Source organism: Vitiosangium sp. GDMCC 1.1324 (assembly GCF_003044305.1).
GTDB lineage: Bacteria > Myxococcota > Myxococcia > Myxococcales > Myxococcaceae > Archangium.
On sequence record NZ_PZOX01000024.1, the window covers coordinates 109,709 to 135,325 of the forward strand.

Annotated in this window: 21 protein-coding genes; 8 read left to right on the plus strand and 13 right to left on the minus strand. The window is 67.9% G+C overall.

Annotation, left to right across the window (positions count from 1 at the left end; genetic code table 11):
• Window positions 1–8 precede the first annotated feature (8 nt).
• The 6 genes from DAT35_RS46290 to DAT35_RS46315 form a co-directional block, all read right to left on the minus strand.
• The gene (locus DAT35_RS46290) at window positions 9–1,430 is read right to left on the minus strand and encodes a sigma 54-interacting transcriptional regulator (protein WP_199243209.1); all 1,422 of its coding nucleotides are present in this window, start codon (window positions 1,428–1,430) and stop codon (window positions 9–11) included.
• A gap of 36 nt (window positions 1,431–1,466) precedes the next feature.
• Window positions 1,467–2,909 (minus strand): alkaline phosphatase, encoded by a 1,443-nt coding sequence (locus tag DAT35_RS46295; protein WP_108075760.1) that lies wholly within the window; start codon window positions 2,907–2,909, stop codon window positions 1,467–1,469.
• A gap of 81 nt (window positions 2,910–2,990) precedes the next feature.
• Complete coding sequence (locus DAT35_RS46300; RefSeq protein ID WP_233262104.1) at window positions 2,991–4,031, minus strand: phytoene/squalene synthase family protein; 1,041 nt, start codon at window positions 4,029–4,031, stop codon at window positions 2,991–2,993.
• A 109-nt stretch (window positions 4,032–4,140) separates the two neighbouring features.
• The gene (locus DAT35_RS46305) at window positions 4,141–4,620 is read right to left on the minus strand and encodes a hypothetical protein (protein WP_108075761.1); all 480 of its coding nucleotides are present in this window, start codon (window positions 4,618–4,620) and stop codon (window positions 4,141–4,143) included.
• Window positions 4,621–4,647: 27 nt separating this feature from the next.
• Complete coding sequence (locus DAT35_RS46310; protein WP_108075762.1) at window positions 4,648–5,292, minus strand: hypothetical protein; 645 nt, start codon at window positions 5,290–5,292, stop codon at window positions 4,648–4,650.
• Between the two features lie 263 nt (window positions 5,293–5,555).
• Window positions 5,556–7,739 (minus strand): tenascin-X, encoded by a 2,184-nt coding sequence (locus tag DAT35_RS46315; protein WP_108075763.1) that lies wholly within the window; start codon window positions 7,737–7,739, stop codon window positions 5,556–5,558.
• A gap of 195 nt (window positions 7,740–7,934) precedes the next feature.
• On the opposite strand from DAT35_RS46315, the gene DAT35_RS46320 reads away from it, so the two are divergent.
• From DAT35_RS46320 to DAT35_RS58515, 5 genes are all read left to right on the plus strand, one after another.
• Window positions 7,935–8,222, plus strand: coding sequence for a hypothetical protein (locus DAT35_RS46320; RefSeq protein WP_108075764.1), 288 nt, complete (start codon window positions 7,935–7,937; stop codon window positions 8,220–8,222).
• Window positions 8,223–8,596: 374 nt separating this feature from the next.
• Window positions 8,597–10,387 carry a protein kinase gene (locus tag DAT35_RS46325; RefSeq protein ID WP_369946347.1) on the plus strand — a complete coding sequence of 597 codons (1,791 nt, stop codon included), beginning with the start codon at window positions 8,597–8,599 and terminating at the stop codon, window positions 10,385–10,387.
• Window positions 10,388–10,650: 263 nt separating this feature from the next.
• Window positions 10,651–12,150, plus strand: coding sequence for an MJ1477/TM1410 family putative glycoside hydrolase (locus DAT35_RS46330; protein WP_233262105.1), 1,500 nt, complete (start codon window positions 10,651–10,653; stop codon window positions 12,148–12,150).
• Window positions 12,151–12,274: 124 nt separating this feature from the next.
• The gene (locus DAT35_RS46335) at window positions 12,275–13,090 is read left to right on the plus strand and encodes a TlpA disulfide reductase family protein (protein WP_108075766.1); all 816 of its coding nucleotides are present in this window, start codon (window positions 12,275–12,277) and stop codon (window positions 13,088–13,090) included.
• A gap of 54 nt (window positions 13,091–13,144) precedes the next feature.
• Window positions 13,145–13,303 (plus strand): hypothetical protein, encoded by a 159-nt coding sequence (locus tag DAT35_RS58515; protein ID WP_158502158.1) that lies wholly within the window; start codon window positions 13,145–13,147, stop codon window positions 13,301–13,303.
• 13 nt (window positions 13,304–13,316) lie between these two features.
• Here DAT35_RS58515 and DAT35_RS46340 read toward each other — a convergent pair whose 3' ends face one another.
• The 6 genes from DAT35_RS46340 to DAT35_RS46365 form a co-directional block, all read right to left on the minus strand.
• The gene (locus DAT35_RS46340; protein ID WP_108075767.1) at window positions 13,317–13,634 is read right to left on the minus strand and encodes a DUF1330 domain-containing protein; all 318 of its coding nucleotides are present in this window, start codon (window positions 13,632–13,634) and stop codon (window positions 13,317–13,319) included.
• A 172-nt stretch (window positions 13,635–13,806) separates the two neighbouring features.
• On the minus strand, window positions 13,807–14,436 hold the full coding sequence (locus tag DAT35_RS46345) for a hypothetical protein (RefSeq protein ID WP_108075768.1): 630 nt from the start codon (window positions 14,434–14,436) through the stop codon (window positions 13,807–13,809).
• Window positions 14,437–14,447: 11 nt separating this feature from the next.
• On the minus strand, window positions 14,448–15,956 hold the full coding sequence (locus DAT35_RS46350; protein ID WP_233262106.1) for a hypothetical protein: 1,509 nt from the start codon (window positions 15,954–15,956) through the stop codon (window positions 14,448–14,450).
• A gap of 262 nt (window positions 15,957–16,218) precedes the next feature.
• Entirely contained in the window at window positions 16,219–19,428 is a 3,210-nt protein-coding gene (locus tag DAT35_RS46355; RefSeq protein WP_108075770.1) for a helicase HerA domain-containing protein, read from the minus strand.
• A 35-nt stretch (window positions 19,429–19,463) separates the two neighbouring features.
• A complete protein-coding gene (locus DAT35_RS46360; protein WP_108075771.1) occupies window positions 19,464–20,528 on the minus strand; it encodes a hypothetical protein in 1,065 nt (354 codons plus the stop codon).
• 140 nt (window positions 20,529–20,668) lie between these two features.
• Window positions 20,669–21,520 carry an AraC family transcriptional regulator gene (locus DAT35_RS46365; RefSeq protein ID WP_108075772.1) on the minus strand — a complete coding sequence of 284 codons (852 nt, stop codon included), beginning with the start codon at window positions 21,518–21,520 and terminating at the stop codon, window positions 20,669–20,671.
• Between the two features lie 53 nt (window positions 21,521–21,573).
• Here DAT35_RS46365 and DAT35_RS46370 point away from each other — a divergent pair, with 53 nt between their 5' ends.
• Window positions 21,574–21,939: a GFA family protein gene (locus DAT35_RS46370; RefSeq protein ID WP_108075773.1), complete on the plus strand. Its 366-nt coding sequence runs from the start codon at window positions 21,574–21,576 to the stop codon at window positions 21,937–21,939.
• Here the strand turns inward: DAT35_RS46370 and DAT35_RS46375 are convergent.
• Window positions 21,905–23,209 carry an endonuclease domain-containing protein gene (locus DAT35_RS46375; protein WP_233262107.1) on the minus strand — a complete coding sequence of 435 codons (1,305 nt, stop codon included), beginning with the start codon at window positions 23,207–23,209 and terminating at the stop codon, window positions 21,905–21,907. The two genes, DAT35_RS46370 and DAT35_RS46375, sit on opposite strands and share 35 nt — an antisense overlap.
• A 161-nt stretch (window positions 23,210–23,370) precedes the next feature.
• On the opposite strand from DAT35_RS46375, the gene DAT35_RS58520 reads away from it, so the two are divergent.
• Together DAT35_RS58520 and gshB are read left to right on the plus strand one after the other, a co-directional pair.
• Window positions 23,371–23,616: a hypothetical protein gene (locus tag DAT35_RS58520; protein ID WP_146210156.1), complete on the plus strand. Its 246-nt coding sequence runs from the start codon at window positions 23,371–23,373 to the stop codon at window positions 23,614–23,616.
• Window positions 23,617–24,607: 991 nt separating this feature from the next.
• Complete coding sequence (gene gshB, locus DAT35_RS46385) at window positions 24,608–25,567, plus strand: glutathione synthase (protein ID WP_108075775.1); 960 nt, start codon at window positions 24,608–24,610, stop codon at window positions 25,565–25,567.
• The last annotated feature ends 50 nt before the right edge of the window (window positions 25,568–25,617 follow it).

Here is a 25,617-nt window from a genome sequence, read left to right on the forward strand (position 1 = left end):
AGGGCGGGTCACAGCCCGTACTGCTTGCACTTGAAGGTGAAGGTACGCACCGGCATGCCGAGCAGCTCGGCGGCGCGCACCTTCACTCCGCCGGTGGCGCGCAGGGCTTCAATCATCTTGTTGCGCTCGAGCTCCCGCAGCTCCTCGGCGAGCGGCACGGCGCGGCGGGCTGGCGCGGCCTCCGGAGAAGCGCCCACGGCAGCGGCTCGAGGCTCGGGCGGACGTTGCGGCACCCCCTCGGGAGGCAGGGGCGGCGTCAGCCCGGCGAGGATCTTCTCGGGCAGGTGTCGCGACTCCACCACCGCCTCCGTCACCGTGGCCGCCACGTACTCCATGGCGTTCTTCAGCTCGCGCACGTTGCCCGGCCAGCCGTAGTGCTCGAGCACCGCCAGGGTCTCCGGAGCCAGCGACAGCGGCTGACGTCCCGAGGCGGCACAGGCGGCGGCAATGAAGTGCTCGGCCAGCACCCGCACTTCGCGTGGCCGGTCTCTCAGCGGGGGCAGCACCACGGTGGCGACGCCGAGCCGGAAGAAGAGATCCTTGCGGAACCGTCCGGCCTCCACCTCCTTCTCCAGGTTGCGGTGTGTGGCGGCGACGATGCGGATGTCGATCTCCCGCTCCCGGGTGCTACCCACGCGCAGGAAGCGCCGCGTCTCCAGCACTCGCAGCAGCTTGGCCTGCACGGCCGGGGGCAGCTCGCCCGCCTCGTCGAGGAACACGGTACCGCCATCGGCCGTCTCGAGGAGACCCGGCTTGGAGGCCGCCGCCCCGGTGAAGGCGCCCTTCTCGTGACCGAACAGCTCGCTCTCCACGAGCGTCTCGGCGATGGCGGCGCAGTTGAGGGCCACGAAGGGCTTGTCCGAGCGGCGAGACCAATGGTGCACGGCGAAGGCGGCGTTCTCCTTGCCCGAACCCGTCTCTCCGAGGATGAGCACGGGTAGCTCGCTCGCCGCGAGCCGGCGGATGAGCTCGTACAGACGCAACATCGCCGGGTCGGCCACCACCACGGTGCGCTCGCCGAGCGCGAGGTGGGTGGCCGGCGTCACGTGGGCGCCCTGACTGGGAAGCGTGGGCGAGTCGGATGCGGCATAGAGCACCAGGTGCACCTCGCCGATGGACACCACGTCGCCCGGCTGGAGCGTGACCGTCTCACCGAGAGGCTGGCCGTTGACGCGCAAGCCGTTGTGGCTCTTCAGGTCGGCGATGCGCACCTCACCGCCGTCCAGGAAGAGCCGGGCGTGCTGGCGGGACACCGAGCGGTCCGTGAGGCGGAGATCCGCCTCGGCGGCTCGGCCGATGATCAACACGCCCGTGGGTGGCAGGTCGATCATGGACGAGGTCGTCCCGTCGACCACGAGCAGGCGGAACCGATTGACGGTCTTGTGCACGTGCACCCGGTCCTGCGTCCAGGTCTGGTCTTCACCGCTCATAGGGAGGGGGATTGTAGCGTGCCCTCCGGCCGGAAATCAGAGCGTGAAGCGGGCCTCGGCGGTCTTCTCGCCCTTGCGCTCGAACACCTCGACGAGTAGCTCGGGTTCGTTCCAGGTGACGCGGGTGAAGTTGCTCTTCGCCGTATAGCCCCCGCTGCGCTTCACCACGAAGTCCGCCTGACCATCGAGGATGCCCTCCTTCTCGAACATCCCTAAGGGTGGCACGAACATGGGCGCGTTGAAGGCGGACGACACGAGCGAGAGCACCTGGAAGTCCGGTCGCGAGGTGCTCCGCAGCTCGCTCCAGAAGGACACGTGCACGTCCCCCGAGAGGAACACCACGCGCTTTACGCGCTCCTCGCGCATGAACTCGAGCAGCTTCTGGCGTTGCAGCAGGAAGCCCGCCCACTTGTCCTTACGTTCCCACTCCAGCTCGCCCGACAGCTTCACGTCTGGGAACAAGGGCACCGACGAGCCCACGAACTTCAATCCCTCGCGGTCCTCCAGCAGCCACTGCTTGAAGGCCTCGAGCTGCTCCGCACTGATGATCTGCGGGGGCGCGGCCAGGTTCAAGCGCTCGGTGCGCGTGTCCATCATGAAGAAGCGCGCCGGCCCGAGCTGGAAGGTGTACCAATAACCATGCAAGGCATTGGTGCGCTCGGGCTGTCCCTCGCGTACCAGCACCGGCCCGTGCACCACCTGGTAGGAGCGGTAGGCCATCATCGCCCCGAAGTAGCGGGACTTGTTGCGGACCCGCTCCTCCTGCGAGAGCTTCGGGTCATACAGGAGATCGGCGCTCCAGTTGTCGGCGATCTCATGGTCGTCGAGCATCATGTACGTCGGCACGCGAGACATGAGCGAGCGGATCCCCGGCCGGCGGAAGCTGGTGCGGTAGTTGTCGCAGTACTCGCGCCACGTCCGGTCCTCGCGCCCCACGTCCGAGTAGATCTGATCTCCGAGCATCAACAGCGCGTCCGTGCGAACACCCCCCTCCATCTGGGACAGGAGGGTCCGGAAGACGCGGTCCCCCCTGTCTTCGGGCGCCTCAGAGGTGTCCAGCTGCGTCCCGGGATGACGGCACGAGCCGAACACGAACGACAGCGGCCCGGGGCCCGGCCGAGGCGCGGTGCGGAAGGAGCCCGTGCTCGCCTGGGACAGGTCCACGCCCTGGGGCGGCAGGAGCTGGAAGGGCTCGGCGTCCGCGTGGAAGAAACCCATGCGGTAGTCATAAGACCTTCCCGGCTCCAGGCCGCTGAAGTCCACGCTGCCCGTGAAGTCGTCCTCGGGCAGGAGCTTGAAGTAGCGCGCCTGGAGGATCGTCTTGGAGCCGGCCGCCAGGAGCTGGGCAATCCCATGACAGCGCCGCGGATAGCCCACCGTCCGTTGAGGGTCTCCGCGCCCCCACAGGCGCACCGAGGTATCCGTGGTGTGCCCGACGATGGGTCCCACCGTCACCGCGCTCGCGGCACTCAAGGTCATGTCGTCACTCCTGGCTCATATCTTGTGGATAAGTGGCTCGGGCTGATCCATCCCCAAGTTATCCACAATCCCGCCATTCCGTCAGGCGGGCAGTGGGGCGGTGAGCGCCGAGAACATCAGCTTCAACAGCGAGTCCTGTGCCACCAGCAGCCTGGTCGAGCCCACCACCCACTTCACCGTCCGCCGCGACACCTTCACCGGCTGCCGCTCCAGCACCGCCCGGTTGCCATACAGCTTGCGCAGCGTCATCACCGCGAGGAACAGCGGCCACAGGCAGAACAGCCGGATGCCCTTCTCCTCCCGGGGCAATGCCATCACATACTCGAAGGCCTTGCGCAGCTCCCGGTGCGCCACCGCCACCAGCTTGCCGTGCGCCTTCATCGCCTCGCCCCGCCTGCCGGGCTCCAGCAGCGCCTCGGGCGTCAGTCCGTACTCGGCCAACAACGTCCTCGGCAGCCAGCAACTGCCCCGCTCCAGGTCCTCGCGCACGTCCTTGAGGATGTTCGTCAGTTGCAACGCGTTGCCGAACGCCACCGAGCGAGGCTCCAGCGCTCCGGCCCGCTGGGCGATCGCCGGCGAGTACCACGCGAACAGCCGCGTCAGCATCTCCCCCACCGTCCCCGCCACGTAGTAGCAGTACTCGAGCGTCTCCTCGAGGCTCGCCAGTCCCAGGCCACCTCCCGAGACGCGGCCCTTGTCCCCCATCCTGCCCATGCCCTCGGCCATGGTCGCCACGCAGGCCGCCACGTGCTCGCGCACCGGCGCCGCGTGTACCGCCAGCGCCTCCAGCACCTGGGACGTCCCCTCCACCAGCCGCACCTCCGCCTCGGGGGCCTGCGTACGCAGCACCCGCCCCGCCTCCTCCGAGAAGCGCCTCGCGTCCGCCTCCCAGCCCTCAGGCAGCGTGCTCAGCCGCGCCAGCTCCGCCAGCAGCACCGCGCTCGTCGGCCCATGCGCCTCGTCCTCCAGCGTGTCGGCGATCCGGCACAGCAGGTAGGCCACCATCACCGCCGTGTCCAACGGACGAGGTAGCACCGGGATGTTCAGCGCGAAGGTGCGCGACACCGCGGGGAGCACCTCGCGACAGAAGGTGATGGCGGTGGGCTCGTTCTGCATCAGCATGGTTGACGCGAGTTGGCTCCTTCTGGCGCGGAATTACCCCAGCCAGACTCCTGGTGCACGCACTCCGTTCGCCCCGTCACCGCTCCGGGACTCCAGGCGGACCCGCCGTCTATCTCTTCCCCGGCGGCTGCTTGGACGCCGCTGGAGGCACCGGCTCGAGGGCGTTCACCACATAACCGTCCTCCTCGAGGGTAAAGCGTGCCCGCACCTCCCGTCCGGGTTGCAGCACCTGGCGGCGATCCGGGGAGAAGCGCGTGTCCTCGGTGAGCTCGAGCGGGAAGACGGCTCCGCCGTGGCGCAGCCAGAGCTGGTTGCCCTCCACGTTCACCACCTGGCCAAAGAGCTCCCCCCGCCGCTCCTGACCGGTGCCGGCCGTCCCGGAGCCCCCCACCCCCGCCTCCTCGTCCGAGAGCTGCTCGGGCATGTCATCCGTGAGGGGCGTCTGGCGGAACTCGTGCATGTTGTCGGGAATGTCCTCGGGCAGCTGCCGCTCGTCGACGTTGCCGGGCCTGCCGCCCAATACCTCCTGTGCGCCCGCCGGGGCCATCAGCCCGAACACGGCGAGCCATGCCAACGCCTTGCATGCCATGGGAGCCTCCTGTCTCTGCGCTTCCCTCTATGGAGATGGAGTGCCCGCCCCGCCCACGCCCGGTGTCTCCGCTGGCGGGGAGGCCGGTGGGAGGCCCTCGTCCGAGAGCAGGAGGGTCAGGAGGGCACCTTCCTGGGTGGTCCCGAGCGACACGAAGCTCTCGGGAATCCGCAGCGTCACCCGCACGGGCGGGCCGCGGTTGGGCGCACACGTGCGCCAGCCCGAGTACTGGCCGGCCGCCATGGACAGCGAGTAACCACAATCCTCCACCGAGCCGGAGATGGCCGTGGGCGTGAGCGCCAGCTCGGCCGTATCCGCGCCGAACCAGCCGCGCACCGTCAGCCCGGGCTGGGTCAGGCGCGTGGCCGAGAGTGTCACGGAGCGGCCCACCACCTGGCCAGAGATATTCCCCTGCCTGTTCCAGGTCAGCTTCACCGGTTGACCATGGAGCAGGCCGCTCAAGCCATCATCGGTGCGGAAGAGGTAGATGTCGGAGCCGGAGATGAACTCGGACCCGACCTGGACCTCGAGGCTGCGCTCGCCTACCTGGAGCAGGAGGGACTCGCCGGGGGAGACGGAGACCTCGGCCGCCGCGAGCGGGACGATGCCGAGCACGAGCACCACCGCGAGCGGAGCGAGGACACCGCGCAGCGGGAACGCGGGTTGAGTCACGGTGCACCTGCCTTTCGTCACCACCCCTCAAGCTAGGGGCGGGGACGCGAGACACACACGGGTGCTCCCCCGGAGGCTCCACGAGCGGCGGACTTCCCACGCTAAGGAAGGACGTGCTGAACCCTTGCTACCTCATCCTTCAAGGAGAGGCTCAGGGTGAACAGACGTATTTCCAGCAGTTGTAGGACCTGTAGCTTAACCCTCTCGTCTCCCTTTCAGTCAGAGGACAGGGAACCTCGTGCTCCTGCTCTGGGTGGATGGATTCACGGCGCCGAGCCCACCGGGTCCTCGTGGTGGTCGTGCCCCGGTCCGCCGAACGTGCCCGGCCACGGAGCCTCCGCCGGCTCCAGCTTCGGCAGGGTGAAGCGCTGGAAGCGCGCCTCGCTGTCCGCGAAGGGCGGATCGCACTCGCCGCACGTCGTCGCTCCGTCCATCAGCGTCAGCGTCCCCGGTCCCAGCTCGAAGAGCTGCGGCACCGTCCTCGGCGTGTAGCCCAGCTCGCACCGGAAGGCCTCGCTCCCGTCTTCCGCCCTCACTCCCACCAGCACCGGCTTCGAGTCCTCCGCCGCGAAGCCCAGCACCATCGTCCGCCGCGCTCCGCCCTCCGGCCACGTGCCCAGCCGCAGCTCTTTCGACACGAAGCTCGCCCCCTTCGGCAACTGGTACATCCACGCCGGCTCCAGCCCCGGCACCGCGTACCCCCGCAGCCGCGGAGACTCCGGCGGCACCGTATCCGGGTTCACCGTCGCGCCCTCGGGGCTCGGCACCAGCACCTGGTGCGTCGCCACCGCCCGCCCCAGCTTCAGCGGCAACGTCCCCACCGGCTCGCCGTCCGAGGTGCGCAGCGGCTCCGAACCTCCCTCCGGCATCAGCAACCCCCGCACCAGCCCCAGCTCGCCTCCCGGGAAGGGCAGCGTCCTCCTCCAGCGCGGCACCCCGTCCGACGAGAACGCCATCACCAGCGTTGGAGCTCCCGCCCTCAGCGGCGCCACTGAGTTCAGCGTCGGGGAGAACGTCACGTACAGGTCCCCCGCCGTGTCCGACGCCAGCCCGAACGGGTGCGGGTGGTTGCACTCGGACAGCAGGGGATCCTCCATCAACTGCGCCGACACCATCCCCCCCGCCGCGTCCAGCACCACCAGGTAGTACAGCCGGCACGGCGTCCTCGAGTCCTGTCCCGCCGGGTACGCCTCGAAGAGCGCCGCCAGCCTGTCCGGCGCCATCACCGCCAGCCGCGCCAGGAAGATCGTCGAGGCCTTCTGCGCGAGCTCCGGCCTCGCCCTCGCCAGGTCGAAGCTCCAGCGCGGCGCCGCCGTCGCCCGCTCCATCAGCGACACCTTGCCCTGCTGTGGCAGGTCCATGCACAGCAGCCGCTCGTTCCACAACATGCACCGGCGCCCCGTCACCTGCGCCTCCACTGGCGAGTCCCCCGCCGCGTCCAGCACCGGCCTCTCGAAGAAGCCCACCAGCGTCACGTCGCCTCCGGGGCCCACCAGCAAATCGTGCAGCTTGCGATCCTGGGCCGCCGCGTCATACGTCCAGTCCGGCACCAGCACCGACGCTGGCGGCCGCGTGCACTCCGAGCCGTGACACCGGCCCTCCCCCTGGCACGGCGAGGCCGGCGCGCACACGAAGCCGTCCGGCGGGTTGCGCTTCACGCATGCCCCCTCCACGCACACGTCCGCCAGATCGCACCCCCGCTCCTCGCCACAGAAGGTGCCGTTGGGCGCCGGCCGCAACTGGCAGCCCCGAGACGGCTCACACCAGCCCTCCTGGCACGCCCCATCCCCCGGGCACGGCGGCGCGGGCACCGACTGGCATCCATCCAGCGGGCTGCACGCGTCCGTGGTGCAGGCATTGCCGTCGTCGCACACACGCTCGTGGCCCTTGCACTGGCCCTGCCGGCACACCGCGTCCAGCACGCAGGCGTTGCCCGGATCGCACCCGGTGCCGTCCTCGAGCACCTCCTCCACGCACAGCTCACGCGCTGCGTCGAAGGTGAAGCGGTGGCAGGTCACCGGCGTGGGGCATGGGGGCACCGGCCTGCCCTCCCCCGACAGCCGCAGTGTCACCGTGCGGCCCCCCTCGTCCGTGCCCACCAGCGTGGCCGAGAACGTCCCCAGCCCACCGGGCGTGAAGCGCACCCTCACCGAGGGCTCCTCCTCGGGCCCCACCCGCTCCGGCAGCCCCTCCACCGCGAAGGGCCCCTGCAGCCGGTTCCACGTCATCCGCACCGGGGAGCGGCCCGCGCTCACCACCCGGATCGCCCCCTCGCGCGAGGCACCCACGTACGTGGCCGGAAAGGCCAGCGCCTCCTGCGAGAAGCGCACCTGGCTGGAGGAGTCCACCAGCGGCGGCCGCTCCTCACGGCAGGCCCCTAGCGGCCCTGTGAGCAGCAGTGCCACCAGGCTCCAGCCCCATCCATCCGCTCGGGTTTCGCGCTTCATGTGTGGGCTCCCTCCTGGGCTATAGGCCTCGCCCTCCCCGGGGAGGAGGGGTGCTCCCCCACGCAGGGAGCCCTCCCGTTCACCAGCCCACCCTGAGCACCCTGGCGTTTCTACGGTCTTCTCCAGGGGGAGTCTCTTCAACCCCCCGGAAACACTGGCCCCCACCCAGGTACGGTTCTCGCAAGCCCCGGGGTCATGGCTTCCATCGAATCCGCCATTTCCGAGCAATTGGCTCAGGCCTTCACCGTCTTCATCCCCTTCGGGCTGCAGACGCAGATGGATCTGCTGCCCACGGACACCCGCCACACCCTGCTGGGGGAGCTCTTCCGGCTGGCCGTCCAGGCCTGGCAGGAGCGCTTCCTGCTGCCCCGCCACGGCCCCGTCACCCTCGAGTTCCTGCTGGCCGGCTGCGACGTGGGCATCGAGCTGGATGCACCGGGGGCGCGCCTCACGCTCGTCTCGCTGGTGCGCGAGCGGCACTGAGCGGCGCGGGGCTTCTCCACAGTTCCACCTTGTCCCCAGGCCCCTCTGTTTCTGTACTGGAGTAGAAGAGTATTAGATCAATCAGGGGTAACAGCAGGGGGTGTGGGCTTGTGGAAAAGTCCGTAACCGCTTGGAACCCTTGAGGAATCCAGAACCTGCTACATGTGGGGAAGTTGGCGCTTTTCCCCGGCGACCCACAGGGGTTGGATCATCCCCAGGGTTTTCCACAGGGGCACCCCGCTCCATCCACAGGCCGTCCACAGGGTGTGTGGGCTATGGTCCCGCCCATGTCCGGACAGGCGAAGGGGGGGCCCCAATCAGCGAATCCAGCCACACTTGATCTGCACTGGGGCCAGCGCGTCGGAAGGTACCAGGTGCTCTCGCAGCTGTCGGTGGGAGGGATGGCCGAGCTGTTCCTCGGCTTCACCTCGGGGCCGGGCGGGTTCCGCAAGTATGTAGCACTCAAACGAATCCTGCCGGACGCGCGGGGCGACGAGCAGTTCGAGCAGATGTTCCTGGATGAAGCGCGCATCACCGCGGCGCTCAACCACCCGAACATCGGGCAGGTGTTCGAGCTGGGCCAGGACGCCGAGGGCCTGTTCCTGGCGATGGAGTTCATTGCGGGGCAGAACCTCAACCAGATCGCCAGGCTGTGCACGAAGCAGGGCAGGCCCTTGCCGCTGGGATTCAGCCTGTCGGTGGTGCGCGACGTGTGCCTGGCGCTGCACTACGCACACGGCTTCACCACGCCGGGCGGCAAGCCCTCCCCCGTCATCCATCGAGACGTGGCGCAGAAGAACGTGATGGTGACGTACGACGGGGTGGTGAAGCTGCTGGACTTCGGCATCGCCAAGGCGCGCGATGGAGTGGTGAGGACCCAGGCGGGCATGGTGAAGGGCACCACCGGGTACATGTCGCCGGAGCAGGTGCGGGGCGAGTCACTGGATGGCCGGAGTGATCTGTTCGCCGCCGGGGTGATGCTCCACGAGATGCTCACGGGCCAGCGGCTGTTCTCGGGGAACAGCGAGCACCAGGAGATGAAGATGATCCTGGATGCGCCCATCCCGGTGCCGACGGAGGTGGTGCCCGAGGTGCCACCCGAGGTGTCGGCGGTGGTGCTCAAGGCGCTGGCGCGCAAGAGGGAGGAGCGCTACCCGAACGGCCGGGAGATGGCGCGAGCGATGGAAGCGGCGGCCGGAAAGCTGCTCTTCGATGCCGAGCAGCGCGCGGCGTTCATGCAAGAGCACTTCCGGGAGCGCATGGAGGTGACGCGCCGGCTGCTGGAGAGCGCGGACGAGGTGAAGGCGCCGCCCGGGGCCAGCGGAGAGGCGGGGATGGGACAGGCGCCGACGGAGCCGGCGGGTCCGGTGAAGCAGGGCGCGCGGCCGGAGAAGGCGGAGGTACGGTCCACGACCCGGGACGAGGGTGCGCGGGTGCAGACCCGGGAGGAGCCGAAGAGGCCGGCCCCCCAGGAGCAGGGAGCGAGGCGGGAACGCGAGGCGGACACCCAGGAGTCTCCGGCGGCCGGAGTGGTGACCACGGGGCGGCGGGTGACGCGGGAGCGGCCCGCCCTGGAGCCGGTGAAGGAGCCTCGGTCCACGACGAAGCAGGCGCAGGGAGGGAGGGGGAAGTTCTGGGGGGTGATCTCCGTGCTGTTGGTGCTGGGTGGGGGTCTGGGCTTCGCGGCGGTGAAGCTGATCGCGGCAATCAAGGAGCAGGAAGCTTCCGGGACGCCGATACCGGTGGGAGACCTGTCGCCGATGCTGCCCATCGAGCGGCCCGGCCAGAAGACGGGGCCGAAGACAGACACGGGAGCGAAGACAGACACGGGGCTGGCGGCGGGCACCTCCGCGGCGAAGACACAACCACCGGCGGACGCACAGGAGGGCGGCAAGGGTGCGTCAGCGAACAAGGATGGAGATGGCGAGCCCGTGCGCAAGGTCAAGCAGGGAGCGCTGACCCTGATCGTCCTTCCGGAGGCCGAGGTGTTTTTGAACGGTCGTTCGCTGGGGAAGACACCGCTGATCAAGACACCGGTGCCGGTGGGCAGACACCGGCTGCGCATCAAGGGCGCGGACGGCAAGCGGCGCGAGTTGTCGGTGCCCATTGAGGCGGGGAAGACGGCGCAGTTCAAGCTCGCGCTCACGGACATCCCCGAGCACTGACCGTAGCGATCACCTCTCGCCCATAGTGAATTTCATTTCACTGACTGGGGGATGTGTTCCAATACGCCACCGCGGCGCAATGCCAGACATTGAGATTGTGCGCGGTGGAATTCCCATTCATTCTGAAAAAGAGAAGAAACTGGAAAAAATGTAAAATCTGAATTCCTCTCAGGCCAGGGACAAGGCATAAGGGCGCGCGCCGATGCGACCCCCCCATCGGCGTTGTCATCACCCAAAGGTTCGATCCCATGAGGAGATCACCCGTGAGATACACCCTGGCCCGACTGTCTCTGACCCTGCTCGCGGTACTCGCCGCGTGCCACGAGCCCCCCGAGGCGGAGAAGGAGTCCGGAGCTCCTGAAGCGGCGGCACTCACCAACGCCCGGACCCTGACGTGCTCCACCCTCCAGGTGCTGCGCGGCTCCATCGGCTCGGGGCAGAGTGCGCAGGCACTCGCCACCCAGACCCTGTCCGGCACCGAGGATCGCTGGGCCGAGTACGTGGAGTTCGCCGCCAACAGCTCGGCGAGCTGCACCTATGCGCTGCCTTCGGACGTGAGCGCTTCGGCGGTACAGGCCGCTGAGGTGGGCATCAACTACCGCGGCCCCTTGCGCTCGGAGATGCGCTGGATCTTCGAGGCCTGGGACTACCAGGCCGGTGCCTGGGTGGTGGTGGGTGACAACACCTTCGCCAAATCATGGACGTGGACGTCCACCTCGCTCGCGCTCCCCGCGCCCGTGGGACGCTTCGTGAGCGGTGGACCCTTCAAGCTGCGCTACAGCACGACGTCGTCGGCGGATGCCTCGCAGCTCGACCTGCTGGTGGTGCGTATCCAGCTCGAGGGGACGGACGCGGGCAGCACCATGCCGGACTCGGGCACCTCCACCCCTGACGCGGGTGGCTCCACGCCGGACGCGGGCACCACCGATGCGGGCACCAGCACGCCCGTGCCCTGGGAGGGCGTCACCAGCTTCACCTACCAGCTGACCAATTACGCCGACAGCAAGCTGGACCAGATTGCCGCCTCCAAGTTCAACCTGGCTGTCATCGAGCTGTCGCGTGACGGGTCGGACGACTACTTCCGGAGCGATGAGCTCGCGGCGGTGAAGGCCACCGGCAAGCAGGTGCTCGCCTACTTCGAGATCGGCGCCATCGAGGAGTACCGCCCCGAGTGGAGCCAGGTGCCGGCGGACATGAAGCTCGGCGCGGTGGATGGCTGGCCGGACGAGCAGTACGTGAAGTACTGGGACGAGCGCTGGTGGCCCATCGTCCAGGGCCGTATCGACCAGGCGATCGCCGCCGGCTTCAATGGCTGCTACCTGGACATGGTGGTGACCTACGAGGAGATCGCCGCCAACGCCGCGGGCACCAACCGTGAGGACCTGGCGCGCAAGATGGTGGCGCTCATCGCGCGGATCAGCCAGTACGCGAAGTCCAAGAACCCCGCCTTCAAGGTCATGCCGCAGAACGCCCCCGAGCTCATCGACTACGCGGGCTACCTCGGGGCCATCGATGGGTTGGGCATGGAGGACATGTACTGGTCGGATGACAAGGCATGCTCCGAGGACTGGTGCGCGCAGAACCGGAACAACGCCGCGCGCGTGCGTGCCGCGGGCAAGCTCGTGCTCTCCGTGGACTACGCGGTGCAGGCCGCGCACATCGCGGATGCCTATACCCGCTCGCGTGCGGCCGGCTTCGTCCCCTACGTCTCCGTGCGTGCGCTCAACAAGATGACCGTGAACGCCGGGTGGGATCCGCAGTAGGCCCCGAGCACCTGGAGGGACTCCGACAGGTGTCATTGAAGAGGCGAAGCAAGAAGAGCTCCTGCCTGAAACTGGCCTGATTCGGATTCCCCTTTTCCCAGCGCACGCTAGATTCGGAGAGGACATGTCCCCTTCGCTCCTCTCCCGTTCGCTCCTCGCGTGCTTGCTGCTGGTGACGAGCCTTGCCTGTGGCAGGAGAAAGCAGCCCTCCGAGGAGTACACCCAGGCTTATCTCGCCTTCGGACGCCTGACCGCCACCCGGCTGGACCAGGCCTATCTCGACCCGGAGATGACCGGCATCGAGGAACGGTTGCGCCGGGTGCCAGCGGAGAGTCTGGATGCGGCGGCGGCCGCCGAACTCCTCTCGCGCATCGCGCGGGAGCGGCAGCGTGTCCAGCGCGAGCAGGATGCGCTGCGGTCACAGGTGGCGGCCAACCTCGCCACTCCCCTTCCGGTGAAGGAGGCCGTCCCGGCCGCCCCGCCCAAGGCGGCCCCTCGCGAGCTCCCGGCATTCAACGGCCGCATCGAGACCGTGGGAGTGGATTCGCTGCGGGATCGGACGCGTGCGGGGTACGGAGCCACCCTCGTCTTCCTCTACGCCTCGTGGTGCCCGGCCTGCCGGCAGACCTTTCCCCGTGTGAACCAGGTGGCGCTCGACTACGAGGACCGCGGCCTGCAGGTGGTGGGCCTCTCACTCGACGACGAGGAGTCCGACCTCGTCCGCTACCTGGAGAAGTCGCGCCCCGCGTTTCCGGCCCTGCGCGCCGCGCCCTACCCCCCCGGTACCCTCAAGCGTGCGGTGAGCGCCTTCGGGGGGACATACCCGGAAGCCATTCCCTATCTCGCCCTGCTCGATGGCCAGGGGCGCCTCGTGGCCCAGTCCCGGAGTGGCCTCAATGGCAGCACGCTCGCGGCACACATCGAGAATGTCCTGCGCTGAGCAGCTTCCTATGACTCGGTGTGCCCGGAACGCAAAGCCGTCCTGGAGCATGAGTTGCGCCTGTTGCCGGCGGAAATCGATGCGGCGCCGGAGCGGCATTTCATCACCTATTGCGTGCGCATGAGCGCGCGGAGCTGGTTCGATGACCACTTCGACGCCACCTCTCTGTGGGAAGGCGTCGAGGTGACCATGACCCTGTTCGACGACATGTGAGGGGGGTCTTCGTTCACTTCCTGGCGGCGGGATCCGCCCCCGGGGGCAGGCCCTCCAGGAGCACCATGTCCGTGCTCGTGCTCGCCTGACGCAGCGCCTTGGCGGGGGCGTACTCGGGTGAGTTCCACCACGCCCGGGCCCGCTCGACGGTGGGGAACTCGAGAATCACGAGTCGCGTCGGGGTCCACGTGCCCTCGAGCACCTCCGTCAAGCCTCCGCGCGCCAGGTAGCGGCCGCCGTAGAGGCCAATCGCCGGCGGTGCGAGCAACTTGTACCGCTCGTAGGTCTCCGCGTCCTTCACCGTGACTTCGACCACCACATAGGCAGACATGCGTTTCCCTTTCGCTCAGGAGCCTGTGCACAGGGTGTCTACCTCGGGGAGCGTGCGCGCGGCGAGCCGAAGCAGCTCGTCATCCGAGAACTGCTCGGTGGCGAGCACGGACAGTTCCCCCCTGTGTCAGGGAAATCTCCGGGAGGCGCCACGCGATCTCGGCATGGCCCCGTCAGTAGATGATGCAGTCGAACTTCTCGATGACGGCCCGGAGTTCTTCCGGGGTGGTGTCAAACCGCTTCGCAATGCTGAGGGCGTGCTCGGTCAACGCCACTGTGCCAGGCGGCTCCGTGCTCAGCGTCTCGATAACAATAGGGCCAACTCGGCCCGGCCACTGGACGCTGTTGAGCTCGCGGGCCCGCCCGATGGGGTCCAGGATGGTGAAGCAGGGCCACTTCGGAAAGCGAATGGTGGCAGGGTCAGAGCCCATGATACGGCAGGCCTCCAGGCGGGCCTCCGAGAAGTCGCAGTTTTCGATGGAGCCGAGTTGGTATTCCGGCTCGCTCCCGTATTCAGGCCAGTGCCCGAAGTCGCACCCCGTCAGCCGCCCCTTGAACCGGCATCCCGTGAGGGATGCTTTTATCCAGTCTTGGTGGTTCTTCAATTCCTGCTTCACCTCGAAGGCGCAATCGATGAACCGGACTTCGCGGATGAACAGGCGACTGGCGGGAACCTTCAGTACGAGGGTGCAGTTGCGTAGCGTAAGGTTGCGGCCAAGGAAGTAGAGCGAGCCTTTGTCGGTCAGTTCCAGCCGCTCGTTTTCGAGTTCCTTATCCTCGTAAAAGACTTTTTTGGCGAGCATCTACCGCCCTTTCAGAAGGTGAGCATCCGGAAGAACTCGCTGGCCATCCGCTTGCCATGCCGCGCCAAGTTCGACTCCGTGCCGGAAAGAATCTCATACTTGCGGCCCGTCGCCGGGTCAATCACGTCGATGCCCTTGCTCAAGCTGAAGTCGTAGAGATGGTCGAATTGGTTTTTCACTGTGCGCTGCACGAAGCGCCCCCGGGCCTCCCGCTCCAACAGCCGCGCCAGCCAGTATTCGCCGTTCTTCTGGGCCTTTTCGATGGCGATTCGCTCTTGGCGGCTGAGCCTATGGGGTCCCCATTCATTGGCGGCCTTGGTGACGGCCTCCTGGAGCATGTCCCCAATCTTGTCCTCGGCGGGAATGTCTGCGGCCGACTTGCCGCGAGGCACGTGCCAGCGCTGGCCATCGCTGAGTTCCACCTGCCGGTTGCCGCCCCGGTGGCGAATGACGGTTTCCGCGGATCGGCCCCCCGGGGCCGTTTCCCCACCACCCACCCGCCCCTTCTTGAGCATCACCACGGCCATGGGGCCCTGCGGTGAGGTGGCCACCGTCTCCGCTGCTGCTACCGCCCTGGCCAGGGCCCCCTCCGTCGCGAGCGCCGCCTCCGTGGCTTCCAGGCTCCCCATGACAGCGGCACCGCCCTGCGCTTCGAACTGCGCTCCCGCGAGATTGAACCTGGGAAGCGACTTCACCCGCGCTACTACCTGCCCCAGCGTGTGTCCGGCGAGTGTGGACACCGCCAGAATCATGGCCCGTGCCGCATCCTCGCCCAGCACCTTGCTGAACTCCTCACCCGCCGCACGCAACTCCTCGAAGGTGGTGGCGTGGTACGCCGTGTCGGCCATCCGAGCCCAGCCGTCCATCAGCTCGTACACCGTCTTGAGGCCCAGGTAGCCCATCAGGATGAGGGTCATGCCAGCGGCCAAGGCCTTGGTCGTCGGCTCGGGCACCACCCACATCATGCAGTAGAGAGCGACCGTCCAGACGACCATGGAGACGAGCGCTTGCACATTCAGCAGCTCTCGCCCCAGCGCTGCACGCGTCTCGTCGAGCACATTGCCGAAGGCGAGGGCCAGGGCCAATGTGCGCCGGTCGTCCGTGCGCAGGTACGGGTCGTCGTCCAGCAGGCCCAGGCAGTCGCCGCCGCCCCGGGGCTCACACCACTTCAGGTACTTCTCCTTAAGGGCTTGTTCGGCCTGGGGAGTGAGGACAACGAGGCCCTCCTGGCGCTCGAGTATCCAGGTGACGCCCTCGCCGCGGTGCTGCTCCAGCTTCCAGTAGCCCGTCGCTGCCACCTTGGGGTCGTCGGGTGGCGTCCCCAAGAGGCTCAGCAACTCATGGGCGGCCTGCCGTGGCGTCTTCTGCTTGAGCCGCACGTCGCGGGAGAGGCGCAGGACGGCCTGCTGGAACTCGGCCCTGGGAATGGGCACCGGCCGGGTGGCGACGGCGCCGGGTTCCATGAAGTCCACGACGTACACCGTGGCGGATTCGAGGCCGGGCTCCGAGCGGTAGCCCATGAAGTTGCTCCGTGGGGTGCTCGTGGCACACGCGAACTGGAAGAGGACGATGAGAGCCCAGGCGCCGACACAAGAGCCCAGACGCGCTCCCGTAGGGCGAGCACCAGGAAGACGAGTGGACACGGCGCACCTCACGGAAGCGATGCGGCCAGAAAGCCGTCGCTCTGGAATTACACGGAGGTGCGGGTGCGCCCGTCAAGCCAACGGGTTGGCCAGTGGTGGGAGGACACTCCAGCCGCGCGGTCTCATCTTGGGGAGGGGCTCACGAGCCCGTGCGCCGGGTATCTACCTCGGGGAGCGTGCGCGCGGCGAGCCGAAGCAGCTCGTCATCCGAGAGCTGCTCGGTGGCGAGCACGGACGGGTCCGCCTTCACGCGCTGGACGTTGCCCTCGCGCACGGCGTGGAACTCGCCGGTGCTCTGGGTGGGAATCTTCGCGGAGAAGTCCACCCGGGCCTCGCTGAGCATGGGCTTCATCTTCTCCAGCGAGTTCTTCTCCTTCACGCGGCCGATGAACCAGGAGCGGATGGTGTCTCGGCACTTGTAGTCGAAGTCTCCCGGGCTCTGGGTGGCGAGCATCAATCCCAGGCCCGCCGAGCGGGCACGCCGCAGCAGGTTCTCCATCGGCTGCTTGGTGGCGGGCTGCCGCGTGGCCGGCAGGTACATGTCGGCCTCGTCGAACATCAGCACCGCCTGCAACGAGCTCGCGGGATTGCGGCCCAGCCAGCGCGACACCTCGATGAGGAGCTGGGACACCCAGAAGAGCACCTTGTCGTTGTCGCCGAGGAACTTCGTGCTGATGACGCTCAGGCGCGTCTTGCCGGGCCGCGCATGGGCTCCGCGGCCGAGCAGCAGATCCATGTCGAGCTTCTCACCGCCGCTGCCCAGCAGCATGGAGGCGCGGAGCCGGAGTGTCTCCAGGTCCTGCACGATCTTCTCGAAGAGCTTTGTGTCGAGCCGGCCCACGGCGTTCACCAGCCGGGGATCCTTCTCGTCGATGAAGTAGACGAGCTTCTCCAGGGAGACGCCGCCGGGCGAAAGCAGGACGAGTTGATCAATCGCCTGGGTGAGGATGGTCCGACAGGTATTGTCGCGCCCGCTGTGCTTGTAGTCGAGCATGCCGCCGAGCGCGTCACCCGCGAGCTGGGTGGCCTGCTTGCGATCGAAGTCGGGCAGAGAGCCGAGCCCCTCCGGGACGATGGGGATGGCGAGCGGGCGGCCGTGGGGGTGTCCGGGGGTGAAGAGGGCCACGTCGAGCCGGTCGCGCAACAGGGCGCGGCGCTCGGAGCGACGCGGGTCATCGAGCGGGCGAGTCCAGACAGCGTCATTGGCGTAGCCGGCGAGGTCTCCCTTGCGGTCCACGAGGATGGCGGGGATGCCCTGCAACAGGAGCTGCTCCAGCAGGTTGAGCGCGAGCGTCGTCTTGCCGCTGCCCGAGCCACCGAGGAACGCGGCGTGCTGCATGAACTCGTTGGGGTTGGCGTGGACGGGCTCTCTCGAGAGGCTATCCAGCTCACCGATACGCACGGGCTCGAGCTTGCGAGGCGGCTCCCTGGGTGCATCAGGCACACGCTTCGGCTGCGGCGGCGATTCAGCGGGCTTCGGATCCGTCCGGAGCACTGTGGCCGTCTGGGAGACGACGGGCTTCACCGGTGCGGTCACCGGCGCCTGGCGGGCCACGGGACGCAGGTGGTCCAGGTTGAGGATGTCGCGCAGCGGCTTGGTCTGCGTGAGGGGCCGGGCCGAGCGCAGCCACGCGGCGAAGTCGGCGCGGGACTCGTGCTGCTTGCGGAAGTCGCGCAGCGCGAGCAGGGTGCGGCAGTCACTGTCCTCCAGCACCGCGCGGCGCCCGCCCTTGGCGATGAGCTTGCCGAGCTCCTCGGCGGCCTGGGTCTTGGGATTGTTGGGAAAGGCGGTGGTGCGCACGACCACGGGCGTGTGGTCCTTGAGCCCCTTGCGGGCCTGCTCAATCTGCCGCGCGAGTGCTCCACCATGGGGCTTGCTGTTGCACAGCGCGACGTGGAGCTTCCCGGCTTCGGGGACGATGTCCACCTGGATGGCCTCGCCCAACGTCCGGGCCTCGAAGCGGTGCCCGCTGTCCACCTCGTCCGTGCTGGCGCCCATCGCCCAGGCCAGGAGCACGGCCAGCTCGGAGTCGTCATCGGGCGGCGAGCCCTTGTACGCGGTGCGGAAATCGTTCCAGAGCTGATCCAGCTCCGGAACCTGCTGGACGGGCTTGTTCCCCTCCGTTTTTCCCTTCGTCCCCGTGCCACCCTCCACGAGTGGGAAGTGCTCGGGGAGCTGGCCCTCGCGGATGGCGAGCTCCCGGTAGCGGCGGCACTCGTTGAGCACGTCGCGGGCACGCATGCCGGCCAGTGCCTCGAAGCCCTCGTGCGGGAAGGGGTACGTGGGATCCGCCGCATCGAAGGGCGCGTCCTCCTGCTCGTAGAGGTACTCCAGACGCTTCTCGGCGATGAGCCGGGCCTCCTCGGCCGTGCGCAGGCTGTGCAGACTGATGGGGGCCGGGTCCAACAGGATGCGGTCCAACATGGGCCGCGTGAGCTGCGAGTGCATCGCCTCCCAGAAGTCCTTCAGACAGCTGATGACGACGAGGGACGAGGGCACCCGGTCGGCCAGATCGCACACCGTCTGCATGGCCCGGCGGAAGGGATTGCCGGCGTCGTTGGGATCGTAGATGTCCTCGAGCTGGTCCACGCACAGCACCAGCGAGTGCTCCAGCGAGCGCATCAGCCGCCCGAGCTGCTCCACCATCTGCTTGGGATGGTCGTCATGGATGCGAGGCACCATCCCCCCGAGCACCTTGCGATCCGGATCGGACAGGTCCTCGCAGCGCAGGTACCTGAGGACGCGGCTCTTGATGCGCGCCTCGTTGCGCTGGAGGTAGAGCAGCGCACGCAGCAGATCCAGCTCGAGGTCCGCGAAGGCCTCCTGGGTGATGAGCTCATCGGCCGCGTCGCTGACGATCTGATGGACGTCCTCCGCGTCCGTATCGGGCAGCGTCAGGCCGGCCGCCCACTTGCCGCAGCGCGAGAAGAGCGCGCTGGAGAGCTTCATCAGCCCGGAGCCCGGATGCGAGGGCTCGTAGTAGGGCTGGTCGAGCGAGTCGATGAGGTTGGAGAGGACGTAGCGCCCATAGTTGGACGTGGACGTCGTCATCTGCATGTAGCCCACGAAGCCCAGGGACTTCTCGTGCACGCGGGCGCGGAAGGCTCGCACCAGGTGCGTCTTGCCGCAGCCTGACTCGCCGAGCAGCAGCAGGATGCGCCCCGAGTCCAGGCCCGGCGGCGTGGTGGCCCGGGTGAGCAGACGCTCGAAGGCGGTGCGCGCCTCCTGGTGGACGTGCTCCACGTCGAACGGATCCGGCCGCCAGATTTCATGGCGGTGCTGGATGGAGTGGAAGACCTCGGTGCGGTCCGACAGGAAGGCGGCGAGACGAAGATCGGGCTGGGTCATCAGGGAAACCCTTGCAACCGCGCGGAGGAATGCGACTACAGGGCGATGAAGTGGAAGGTGGCGCCGAGGTAGCGGGTCTCCGACTCGGCAACATCTCCGGGATCCATCGCCTCCACCAGATCGGCCCGGCTCAGGGAGAGGAGCTGCGCCCGGTTGGCCTCGACGAGCCTGTTCTTGAACGTCTGCTCATCCAGGCCCTGGAACTGGCCGCGCAGGGTGCGCCAGACATGGGAGATGAAGATCTTGTCCTCGCCGAAGCGCCCGCTCGCCGAGTCCTTCGCCGCCTGCCGCACGCGCTCGGCGAAGGTGGGGAGATCCTCCTGGGGAACCGGAGCCGCCGGCTCGAAGAGCGCGGGCTGGGGAGCGGAGGCCAGCTCGTTGCGAGTGCTGGACGGGGTGGGCACGGAGGGCGGCGGGGCCACGGGCTCCGAGGAGGGAACGAGCCAGGAGCGCAAGGCCGCCAGACGGAGGCTCTCCGCGTCCGAGCGCTTCGCGCCCACGCTCCTCGCCGCGAGCTGCCGCATGGCCTGGGTGGGCTCGGCCTCGCGCGAGGTCTGCAGGGCGCGGGCGAGCAGCACCGCCTGCACGGCGGCCAGGGTGAAGGGCTTGTCCGTGTCGACGCCGAGCTGCTTCCAGCACAGCGCGTCACGCACCTGGGTGAGGCTGCGCGAGCCGGGGGACTCGAGGCCGAGCTCCTTCTGCACGAGCACCGCGCGCATGCCATCCGCGGTGCCGAGCCGGGTCAGGCTGCTGGCGGAGGGAGTCAGCTCCAACACGCGCGCCAGCAGGTGCGTGGCCTTGAGCTTCTTCCAGGTGGTGCCCTCGGGCAGGCGCTTCACGCCGAGCCACGTGTGGGCATGCGTGCGTCCCTGGGCGGTGAGCTCGAGCCCGTTGCGTGCCGTGCGCAGCGCGAGCCCACCCGACTCGAGCGCCGCGAGCGTCTCATCGAGCCGCTGGCTCCAATCACTGGCGCTCCAGCGGTGCTCGGCGAAGGGCTTGAGCGCGCGGGACAGATCGCTGCGCGCACCCTTGCCTTCGTCGCGCGTCAGCAACCACGCGAGCGTCAGCTCTCCGAGACGAGAAACCTCGTGCCCCTCCATGTCTGGCCTCCCCCCGCGGGCCCATCTGGGAGAGGGCCTCGCGTCGTTGCGGAATGATTTTGGACAAAGTGTCGGGGATTTCCGCGGGCCGCGCTAGCAGGTCAACCCGGACCCCGTTCGTGAAGAGTTCAGGAGAAACATTACAGCGGGCCCGTGAGCGGTCGCGTCATGGCCTGGCCGCCGCCCGTACGAGAGGTGCACAGGGCCGCATACTCGGCCGGAGAGCGGCCGACCTGTGACTTGAAGTCGCGGATGAAGTGGGCCTGATCGAAGTACCCGAGCTCCTGGGCGAGCGCCGCCCAGTCGACCTGCCCACCCGAGGAGGCGCGGTCGGCGGCCTCGTGCAGACGGAAGCGGCGGATGACCCACTTCGGGCTGACGCCCACGTACTGACGGAAGAGGCGCTGCAGGGTCCGGACGGAATGGCCTACCCGGATGCTGAGGTCCTCGACCCGGTTGACCTCGGGGCACTCCAGTGCGCGCTGGATGATGTGAACGACGGTGGCGACGGTGTCGTCACGCTCGGGCAGACGCTGGCGCAGGAACGTCTCGACGAGGGCAATCTGCTCGCGCTCGTCGTCGCTCGCGAGGACCGCTGGCTCGAGGGCCGCCCCGGCGGGACCGAAGAGCTCCTGCAGCGGCAGGGAGCGGTCCGTCAGCCCGGACATGGGCACGCGCACGAATGGGAAGAACGCCCCGGGCCGGAACTTGGTGCCCACGACCTGGCCCTTCCCCTCGAGATGGGCGACGAACCTCCGGGTATCCACACCGTGGACGGCTGACCGGCCCGCCTCCACCACGAGGTTCACACACGGGTGCGGCAGCACCTCCTGCTGGAACGGATTCTGACCTCGGAGGTCCCATCGGATGATCCAGTGACGCTCGATGAAGAACGCGAGGTCCTCGGCTGGCGCGTGTCGCGCGAGGTGAAAGTGTTTCTTCCCCTCGTGTGGGTTCAGGATGCCTCTCTGACTGGTGCTCGGGGCGGACATGGGCTGTCGTGTTTCTACAATACGCGGTCAGGTACCTCGGGCAGGGTGACCGCATGAACGAGCTCAAGACGTATGAAGGTCAGTGCCATTGTGGCAAGGTTCGCTTCGATGTGAAGGTCGACCTCGGAGGTCAGATCGTTTCGTGTAACTGCTCCTTCTGTTCGCGGGCAGGTGCGCTCATGGCCTTCGTGGGGGCGGACCAGGTCACGTTCCGGGCTGGCTCGGACGTTGTCCTCACGGACTACCAGTTCGGAAAGAAGCACATCCATCACGAGTTCTGCCCGGGCTGTGGCGTCCGTCCCTTCAGCCGGGGCACGGCGCCCGATGGCCGCGCGGTGTACGCCATCAACGTCCGCTGCCTGGACGGCGTGGACCTCGACGCGCTCAAGGTGACGAAGGTCGACGGCCGGAGCCTGTAGGTCCGGCTTCCTCCCGCGAGGACTCTTGCGTGAGAGCCTCGCGCCGCTGCTGGATGACGTCCGAGAGGGTGTCGAGGATCTCCTCGAGCCTCGGCACGATGTCCCCGGTGAGGAAGCGCAGCACCCAGTAACCATGGCGTTGCAGCGCGAGGTCCTTGCGCCGGTCGCGGCGGTACGCTTCGTCGTTGTGGAAGTGGAAGTAGCCGTCGATCTCCACGGCGATGGAGAGCTGGCGCGCCAGCAGATCCACCTCGACGTCGCGGCCCGCGAGACGGAACCCCGGGGACGCGTTGAGCTCGAAGAGCCCATGGGTGGCGGGGTGCGAGTCGAGGAAGGCATAGAGGAAGCGCTCCTCCTTGCTGCGAGCGCGGTCCACGGGCTCGCCCTCGCGCGAGGCCCGCTGGTGCTCGCGGACCACCTCGCCAAAGAGCGTGAGGACCTCGTCGGAGACACCATCCGTCGCGAGCCGGGCCAACGGGGCGGACAGCTCCTTCGACGGACTCACTCCGAGTGTCTCCAGCTTCCGGCCCAGTGCCTCGGGAGAGGGGGTGGCGAGCTCGATGAGCCCTTCGCGCACCATGGCGAGTGCCTGGGACTGACCACCGTGCAGGTACGCATCGAGTGAGGGGCGATCCGTACACAGCGCGATGACGAGAGAGGGATTAGCGGCACACAGCTTCGCGGCGACCCGGGCCGCGCGAGTCAGGGCCTCGGCGCCGGAGCCGGTCAGCAGCAGCGCCGGAGCCGTCTCTGGTGGGACGAGCGCATTCACCGCCGCGAGCACCCGGAGCGGATCGTGATCAAAGGCCTCGAGCAGCGCCTCGAAGGGACTGCCAGACTTGTGGATAACTTGTGGTTGGAGCAGACACCGGCACGCGGTGGAGACGTCTCCATCGGGAGCGGAGGGGAGCAACTCTTGGAGGAGGACGTCGCGCTCGTGGGCTGTCTTTCCCTCGAGGCGTGTGGGCAACTCGCCAGGAGCGAGTCCCGCGGCCGTACCGAGGAAGTCGGCGGCATCCGCCGCGAGGTCCCTGCTCCGGGCGAGTGCTTCCATCCACGCCCGGACGGCGTCGGACTCGCTCGAAGCGGGCACCATGCACGTGGGCCGGTGGAGTGGTTCGAGCCACTTGCGCCAGAGGGACGCCGCGGAGCCGGGAGGACCGGCGAGCACGGTGAGGGTGGGAATGCCCTGCTCACGCCGGCGCTGATGCCGCTCCAGTTCGTGGAGGGAGAAGGCATCGCTCCGGGCGTCTGGCTTGACGAGGGGCACGGACCCGAGCGTCCTTGAAGTGGAGGCACGGCATCAAGGGCCCCTCCCCCACCGTGGTGTCCGGCAGTCGTCACCTCGCGGGGATGGCGCACCGCTCCATTTCGAGGACCTCTAACCCGTGGGGCACCATTCGGTCAGGGGGCCTCATGACTCGATGCGCGATGCTCATGACCATGGTGGGGTTGCTGATGCTCGGAACGGGCTGTCCGCATACCTACAGAAAGGGAGGCAAGCTCGACCGGGCGATGCAGAAGGACATGGAGGAAAGATTCGACGAGCGCGACGCGGAGTTCGAGCGAGTGAGATCCGAGGAGGATGAGGATGATGAAGAGGAGAGGGTCTGCCCTGCTGACAAAGTGGAGTCCTGGGATTGTAGCTCTCAACCCTGCAAGGTGATGTGCAAGTGAAGAAGAGCACCTTCCCCGTCATCGTCCTTGGGTTCCTGCTACCCGTGCCGCTCCTTCTCGTCATGAGCACGGCGTATTGGGAACTCGGCCCCGATGAGCACGTGAGGAAGGCGAAGACGGTTCCGCACCTCCCTCTAGAGGAAACATGGAGGCTCCAGACCTACGGGCAGCGCTGCTGGCAAGGCTCGGATTGTGAGCCTCCGCTCGGATGTTTGAGCCTGTCCGCTCTCGAGAGAGAGGGAATCTGCAGCGACAGTTGGTGCAAGACAGACATGCAGTGCGGAGAGGGACGTATCTGTCAGGCCTTGCGGACCCTGGACGATGGACCGCTCGTGCGTGCGTGCGTCGATCCGGGACTGAGAAAAGAGGGCGAGCCCTGCACGCTGGCCAGAAAGCCGCTGGAGAACACCTGTGCCCGGGGCCTTCACTGCAACGAGGGCTGGTGTGGCCGTCCCTGTACGCTGGACGAACCCACGAGTTGTCCACAGGGCTTCTTCTGCCGCGACGGACTCGACGGACCTTCGTGCCTTCCCTCGTGTGAGGCCCGGGGCTGCCTCGAGGGCCAGCAGTGCGTCACCCTGGGTGAGGGCATCTCGGTCTGCGCGGTGGTGCGCGGGGAGAACTGCCAGCAGGTGCCCTGCCCTGCCGACAGCCTCTGCTCCGTCTGGCCCCCTCGCTACAGGGAATCGCACCTGGAGCTGAAGATGGCCTGTAGCTACCTCTCCTGTGGGGAGGGCAAGCCCTCGTGCCCCCGAGGCACTTCCTGCTTTCAGGGCTCCTGTCAGCGTGCCTGCGACCCCAGCGTGCCGGAGGCCTGTGGTCCTCGGGAGGTCTGCGTCTCTCCTCCTGACGCCGGACCCGCCGTGTGTCAACCGCGTCATCCGTAGGCCCCTCGCCTGCCCACGTGCTTTTTCTGTCGCGCGAAGGCCTCGGCGCGTCTACTCACTCACCGGGTATCATCTTCCCCCCTTCCCAGGAGACTCTCGCACCCATGGCCGCGCTCACCTTCGGCTTCCTGATGGATCCGCTCGAGGCGATCCGGGTCGACCACGACTCCACCTTCGCCCTCATGCTCGAGGCCCAGCGCCGCGGCCATCAGGTGCGCTACTTCGAGCAGCCCTGGCTCCGCTTCGGTGGCTCCAGCGCCGAGTCCCGCATGCGCACCGTCACCGTGCGCCGCGAGCCCGGCCGCCACTTCGACATCCTCGACGAGCAGATCCGCCCCATCTCCAGCCTCGACGTCCTCTTCCTCCGGAAGGATCCGCCCGTCGACGCCGACTTCATCCTGGCCACCCAGCTCGTCGAGCTGTGCAACGGCCGCGCCCCCGTCTTCATCAACAACCCCACCGGCATCCGCGACGCCAACGAGAAGCTCTTCGGTCTGCGCTTCCCCGAGCTCATGCCCGAGACGCTCATCGCCCGAGACCTCGTCGCGCTCGCCCAGTTCGTCGCCCGTCACCCGCAGGGCACCATCCTCAAGCCCGTCGAGGGCTTTGGCGGCCAGGGCATCGTCTTCCTCCAGCCCGGGGACCGGAACACCCGCTCGCTCCTGGAGGTCCTCACCCTCGGTGGGCGCAAGGCCATCGTCGCCCAGGCCTATCTCCCCGAGAGCCGCCAGGGTGACAAGCGCATCATCCTCGTGGATGGCGAGCCCTGTGGCGCCGTGCTCCGCGTCCCCGCTCACGATGACCACCGCGGCAACATGGCCGCCGGCGGTACTCCCGTGAAGACGGCCCTCACCCCGCGTGAACTGGAGATCTGCGCGCGCCTCAAACCCGCGCTCCAGGAGCGGGGCCTGTACCTGGTGGGCATCGACGTGATTGGTGACTGGCTCACCGAGGTGAACGTCACCAGCCCTACCGGGCTCGCGGAGATCGACAAGCTGGACAACACGAACGTGGAGGCGAAGGTGATCGACGTCGCCGAGCGGCTCGTGGGCCAGCGGCGGTGACGTGAGCGCGTAGGCCAGACGTCTCAGCAGTCACAACCAGCCGGCTTGGG